General features: G+C 71.2%; 5 protein-coding genes and 1 pseudogene. 4 read left to right on the top strand and 2 right to left on the bottom strand.

Features of this window, described 5'->3' with window-relative positions:
* Positions 1–259: pseudogene (locus tag ACWEOI_RS35375) on the bottom strand (hypothetical protein); the annotation flags it as partial.
* Between ACWEOI_RS35375 and ACWEOI_RS35370 the strand changes: the two are divergent.
* Positions 246–1,142: a hypothetical protein gene (locus tag ACWEOI_RS35370; protein WP_452362398.1), complete on the top strand. Its 897-nt coding sequence runs from the start codon at positions 246–248 to the stop codon at positions 1,140–1,142. The pseudogene ACWEOI_RS35375 and the gene ACWEOI_RS35370 overlap by 14 nt on opposite strands.
* A 23-nt stretch (positions 1,143–1,165) precedes the next feature.
* A complete protein-coding gene (locus ACWEOI_RS35365; RefSeq protein WP_452362397.1) occupies positions 1,166–2,953 on the top strand; it encodes a hypothetical protein in 1,788 nt (595 codons plus the stop codon).
* 48 nt (positions 2,954–3,001) lie between these two features.
* Here the strand turns inward: ACWEOI_RS35365 and ACWEOI_RS35360 are convergent, their stop codons facing one another.
* The gene (locus tag ACWEOI_RS35360) at positions 3,002–5,005 is read right to left on the bottom strand and encodes a glycoside hydrolase family 15 protein (protein ID WP_452362396.1); all 2,004 of its coding nucleotides are present in this window, start codon (positions 5,003–5,005) and stop codon (positions 3,002–3,004) included.
* 66 nt (positions 5,006–5,071) lie between these two features.
* On the opposite strand from ACWEOI_RS35360, the gene ACWEOI_RS35355 reads away from it, so the two are divergent.
* Together ACWEOI_RS35355 and ACWEOI_RS35350 are read left to right on the top strand one after the other, a co-directional pair.
* Complete coding sequence (locus ACWEOI_RS35355; protein WP_357089983.1) at positions 5,072–5,308, top strand: hypothetical protein; 237 nt, start codon at positions 5,072–5,074, stop codon at positions 5,306–5,308.
* 128 nt (positions 5,309–5,436) lie between these two features.
* Positions 5,437–5,688, top strand: coding sequence for a hypothetical protein (locus ACWEOI_RS35350; RefSeq protein WP_433671802.1), 252 nt, complete (start codon positions 5,437–5,439; stop codon positions 5,686–5,688).
* Positions 5,689–5,834 lie beyond the last annotated feature (146 nt).

Raw genomic sequence — 5,834 nt, 5'->3', positions numbered from 1 at the left:
CGTCGCGAGCGTCGTCGTCCTGGTCGGCCAGGTAGGGCTCGGAGGGCACCTCGGCGCCGGGCCTGACGCCCGCCGCGCCGGTGGCCCCCGCGCCGTCGAACCCGATCGCGCTCACCACGATCGCGCCCGCCCCGGCCGTGCAGCCGATGCCGCCCGCGCCCGCCCCGGTGCCGCCGGTCGCCGCCTCGCCCGCCGCGCCCGTGTCGGTCGCGCCGGTGACGGTGCAGCCGGTCGCGGTGACGCCGTTGCAGACCACCATCCAGCCCGACGTCGCCAACCAGCCGATCGCGAATCTGCTGTCCACGCACGGCGGTCCGTCGCCGCTGACCGCGCCCGCGGCCGTCGCGCCCGCCCTGTTCGACCACGGCCGCACGCCGACGCTGGCCAGCGGCGACTCGTCCGCGCCCGGCCACCAGCCGACCACCCTGGCGACCAAGCCGGTCCCCGCGGCCACCCCGGCCCCGACCGCGCCGCACGCCACCCCGCCGACCAAGGTCGACCACGGCCCCACGCTCACCGTGCCGCCGATCCCGACCAAGATCCCGGGTCTGGACGACCTGACCAAGGGCCTGGACACGCCGTCGACCATCAAGCCGGTGACCCCGCCGGTGAACACCGGTGACACCGACCTCCCCACCAAGCCGCACTCGCCGTCCGACGACAACACCGGGACCCGTCCCACCGTGCCGACGGTCACCGTGCCCGACGACCCGACCCCGCATCAGCCGACCGTGACCGTCGCGCCGCGCCCGACCGTGCCGACCGTGCCGACCCAGCCGTCGGTCCCGGATCACGGTGGCCAGCCCAGTGTTTCGGTCGCCCCCGTGCCGACCGTCGCGCCCGCGCCGACGATGCCGTCGCCGATCACCACCGCGCCGCACGTCGACCCGCCGACCCAGGTGAAGCCGATCGCGGACCAGTACACCCCGGTCGTGCACGCGCAGCCGGTCTCCGCCGTTCTCCCGGTGCATGATTCGGTCCTGCCGGTTCAGGACGCGCCGCTCGGCGTGCATGATTCGGTGCTGGCCGTGCACGACGGAGGTCTGCTGGTGCACGACGCCGGTCTGTTCTCCGGCCTCGGCGACGCCGGGTACGCGGACCTCGCGGCGCAGGGTCCGGGCGATCACATGCTGCTCCTGTGAGCGCACCGGGTCATCAGGTAGCGGTGAAGAATACCGATGCGCTGGGTCCGCTGGTCGAGCTGCTCGACCGGCTGCTCGAACTGACCCATGCCTCCGGCCGGCTCGATCTGACCGGCCGACTGGGCATCGCCCGTGCCCGCCTGACCGATCCGCGGGTGCGGCTGGTCGTGGTGGGCGAATCCCGGTCCGGGATGAGCACTTTGGTGAACAGCCTGGTCGGGGCCGCGGTGAGCGCCACCGACGGGCAGGCCAGCGTCCCGGTGATCGCCGAGTACGGTCCGCAGGCCGCGGCCACGCTGGTGAAGGCGGGAGCGGGCGGCGCCGCCCAGCGCACCGCCGTCGACCCGCAGTCGGCGCTGGCGGAGCTGGGGTCGGGCGAGGTCATCCGGGCCGAGTTCACCCAGCCCAGCCCGCTGCTCGCGGAGGGCTTCGTGGTGCTGGACGCGCCCGGCTCACCCGAGGACTCCCCGGCCACCTGGTCGCTGATCGCGGCCGCGGACGCGGTGCTGTACGTGGCCGACGCGCGCGCCCCGTTCACCCCGGCGCAGATCGAGCAGTTGGAGCGCATCCAGCAGGTGTGCCCGACGGTCGTCTGCGTGCTCAACAAGATCGACCAGTATCCGCAGTGGCCGCAGGTGCAGCAGCATGACCGGCAGCTGCTCGACGACGCCGGGCTGGCCTTCGCGGTCGCCCCCGCCTCGGCGCGGCTGCACGCGCACGCCACCGCCAACGGCGACCACCGGCTGGACCTGGAATCCGGTGTGCCGCAACTGCTCGACCATCTGCGCGCCCACGTGCTGGGCCGCGCGGACGCCGTCGCCGTGGCGGCCGCGGTCCGCGATATCGGGCTCATCACCGACCACCTGTCGCTGGCGCTGCGCAGCGAGGCCGAGACGCTGCGCGACCCGCGCCGTCTGACCGTGATCACCGAGCAGCTGCGCCGCACCCGCGAGGAGGCCGAACAGCTCCGCCAGCGCACCGCCAACTGGCAGGTCACCCTGGCCGACGGCGCGGGCGAGCTGATGGCCGACACCGAACACGATCTGCGGCACCGGCTGCGCAGCCTGATCCGCGACGCCGACGCCGACATCATGAAGGGCGATCCGGTCCGGGGCTGGAACGACTTCGGCGCGGATCTCGACGCCAAGATCTGCGAGGCGGTGGAGGAGAACTTCGTCATCGCCCACTACCGCTCGGTGGAGCTGGCCGAACAGGTGGCCGCCAAGTTCCCCGAGAGCGGTATCCCCACCCCGGATCTCAAGCTGGACAACCCCGGCGACGTCGGCGCGGTGCTGGAACCCGTTGCGGCGCTGGACAAGCTGGACAGCGCCAAGCTCGGCATCACCGCCCAGGTGCTGACCGCATTGCGCGGCTCCTACGGCGGCCTGCTCATGGTCGGTCTGATCACCAGCCTGCTGCACATGTCGCTGGTGAACTGGTACTCCGGCGGCGCGGCCATCCTGCTGGGCCTCAATGCCCTGTGGGACGACCGCAAGGCCCGCCGCGCCCGCCGCCAGGCCGAGGCCAAGGTGGCGGTCGCCCGGCTCATGGACGATGTGATCTTCCAGGTGAGCAAGGAGTCCCGCTACCGGCTGCGTTCGGTGCAGCGCAGCCTGCGCGACCATTTCACCGAGATCGCCACCTCGACCCTGCGCTCGGTGGACGCCTCGCTGCGCGCCGCCGAGGAGGCCGCCACGGTGGGATCCGGCGCGGGCCGGGAGGCCCGGCTCACCGAGATCGAGCGATCGATGGTGCGGCTGCGCGATATTCGCGAGACCGCCGACGGGATCGGCGAAAGGTCTTCGTACTGAGCGACATCGGCCGCGGGAGCGGCCGATGTCGTTTTCGCGGAAGCTTTCTCAGCGTCCCGGGTGCGCCGGGTGGAACTGGCCGGTGTGCCGGGACTCCTCGGCCCGGATCACGTGCATGACGGCGTTGATCAGCGCCAGGTGGGTGAACGCCTGCGGGAAGTTCCCCAGGTGCCGCCCGGTGCGCGAGTCGATCTCCTCGGCGTACAGCTTGAGCGGGCTGGCGTAGCCGAGCAGTCGCTCGCACAGCTGCCGGGCCCGTTGCAGCTCACCGATTTCCACCAGCGCCGACACCAGCCAGAACGAGCAGATGGTGAACGAGCCCTCCTCGCCGGACAGCCCGTCGTCGGTGGTCTCGGTGCGGTAGCGCAGCACCAGGCCGTTCTCGGTGAGGTCGTCGGCGATGGCGAGCACGGTGGCCCGCACCCGGGGATCATCGGGCGGCAGGAAGCGGTTCAGCACCACCAGCAGCAGCGAGGCGTCGAGGGTGTCGCTGCCGTAGCTCTGAGTGAACACGCCCGCGGCGTTGACGCCGTTGTCGAGGATGTCGGCCCGGATCTCGTCGGCGATGTCGTGCCACTTCTTGGCGTAGTCCATTTCCCCGTGCAGCTCGGCCAGTTTCGCGCCGCGGTCCAGCGCCACCCAGCACATCACCTTCGACGAGGTGAAGTGCTGCGGTTCGCCGCGCACCTCCCAGATGCCGCGGTCCGGATCGCGCCAGTTCTCGATCGCGGCCTGTACCTGCCGTTCGAGCATGGGCCACAACGTCTCCGGCACCTGCTGGCGCGACTTCACGTGCAGGTAGACCGAATCCAGGATGGTGCCCCAGATGTCGTGCTGTTCCTGGTTGTAGGCGCCGTTGCCGACGCGCACCGGGCGAGCGCCGTCGTAGCCGGACAGGTGGGGGAGTTCGGATTCGGTGATCCGGCGTTCCCCGCCGATGCCGTAGAGCACCTGCAGCGACACCGGTTTCCCGTTGTCGTCGGTGGTGACGTCGTGCAGGAAGGCGAAGAAGTCGTCGGCCTCGCGGTCCAGACCCAGGGTGTAGAGGCCCCACAGCGCGAAGGTGGAGTCGCGCACCCAGGTGTAGCGATAGTCCCAATTGCGTTCGCCACCAGGGGTTTCCGGCAGCGAGGTGGTGGCCGCCGCCAGCAGCGCCCCAGTGGGTGCGTAAGTGAGGCCCTTCAAAGTCAGTGCGCTGCGCTGCAGGTAGCCGCGCCACGGGTGATCGGGGAAGCGGCCCAGGGTGATCCACTGCCGCCAGCATTCGGTGGTCTGCCACATCTTCTCCGCCGCCTCGGCGAAGTTCTGCGGCGGCGGCAGGTCCGACCAGGACAGCGCCACGAAGACCTCGTCGCCCTCCTTCATCCGGGTGCGGGCGCGCGCCTCCCGGCCCTCCAGGCCCAGGCGCAGATCGGTGGTCAGGGTGAGGCCGGGCGCGCCCTCGATCTCGCAGGTGGCCTGCGCCTGCTCGTAGACCGTGCCGCTGTAGGCCCAATTGGCCGGGCCGCGATGGTAGTCGAAGGCGGGCTCGCAGCTCATCTCCAGCTCCACCACGCCGTTCACGCATTTCACGGTGCGCAGCAGCATGTGCTCGGCGTCCCAGTCCATGGGGGTGCGGCGGTGGCTGCGGCTGCGGGACCGATTGTTGTGCCACGGTCCCAGCACCAGCGCGTCGCGCACGATGAGCCAGCCGGTCTCGGTCTGCCAGGTGGTCTCGACGATCAGGCCGCCGGGCAGATAGCGGCGCGCGGCCGGCACATTGCGGCCATAGGGGCCGATCCGGAAATGCCCGGCGCTGCGGTCCAGCATGGCTCCGAAGACGCTGGGGGAGTCCGGGCGCGGCACGCACATCCACTCCACCGCGCCGTTGCGGGCGATGAGGCAGTTGGTCTCGCAATCGGACAGGAAGGCGTAGTCGTCGATGGGCGGGAACACGGAGTGGTGCATGCTGCCCACCGCTGAGGGCAGGTAGGCGTCGGACGGGGATGGGTCCGTCGTGGCCAGCGGGTCCCGCGGGGTTTCGAGCGACTCGGGTTCGTCGTACGACTCCATGACATCAATGATCGTTCCGAACAGCCCGAATCGTCCACCGCGACGCTCGCGGCCTAGGCTGGGGTCGTGCATGCGATCGCAGGATGGTGGGACGGCGTGGAACTGTGGGTGGCCGGGCTGCCCTTCGTTCCCCAGTTCGCGGTGGTGCTGGCCGCCATGGTGCCGGTCTGCCTGGGCATCGCCTACCTGCTCGACCGGATCCTGCGCCTGGTGCTGCACGTGCTCGGCCGCGACCGGATCGCCGCCCGCGAGGCCACCGTGACCACCGCGCAGCCGCGCCGCATCCGGAAGGAAGCCGCCTGACATGCCGCGCTCTCGTGTCCAGCTCGCCCTGATCGCACTACTTGTTCTCGTAGTCGTCGCCTGGTTGTTCACTCGCTGAGCGAGTTTCGGTACCGCTTCGGCGAACTCTGGGCGTACTGTGCTGACCCATGTCGACTACCGATGAAGGTCTGGACCTCGTGCTGTCCGAAGAGGACTTCGAAGACGAGCCCCGTCTGATCGCCACCCACTACGCCGGTCCCGAAGAGGCCCTCGAGATGGTCAGGGCCGCCCAGCTGCTGGGTCTGGGCGTGCGCCTGAGCAACCGCATCCGCCCCGACGAGGAGGATGCCGAATCCGCCACCGAGGAGTGGATCCTCGACATCCTCGAGACCCCGCCGGTGGTCGAGGGCGACGAGTAGCCCACGCGGGCACTCCCGAGCGAGAGCAGGGGTGGGGGGGGGGGGGGGGGGGGCCCCCCCCCGGGGCGGGGGGGGGGGGGGGGCGGCGCGGCGCGCGGCCACACAAGACACCCAGCGAGGCCGCCGCCGCCAGAACCACCGGAGAG

This window comes from Nocardia sp. NPDC004340, from assembly GCF_053602575.1.
Note: the sequence above shows the minus strand (reverse complement) of the source record. Positions and strands in the feature narration are given on the sequence as shown.

Bases quoted from the DNA above. Each gene is read 5' to 3' on its own strand.
- ACWEOI_RS35360 (WP_452362396.1), bottom strand. From the start codon at position 5,005: ATGGAGTCGTACGACGAACCCGAGTCGCTCGAAACCCCGCGGGACCCG.
- ACWEOI_RS35350 (WP_433671802.1), top strand. From the start codon at position 5,437: ATGTCGACTACCGATGAAGGTCTGGACCTCGTGCTGTCCGAAGAGGAC.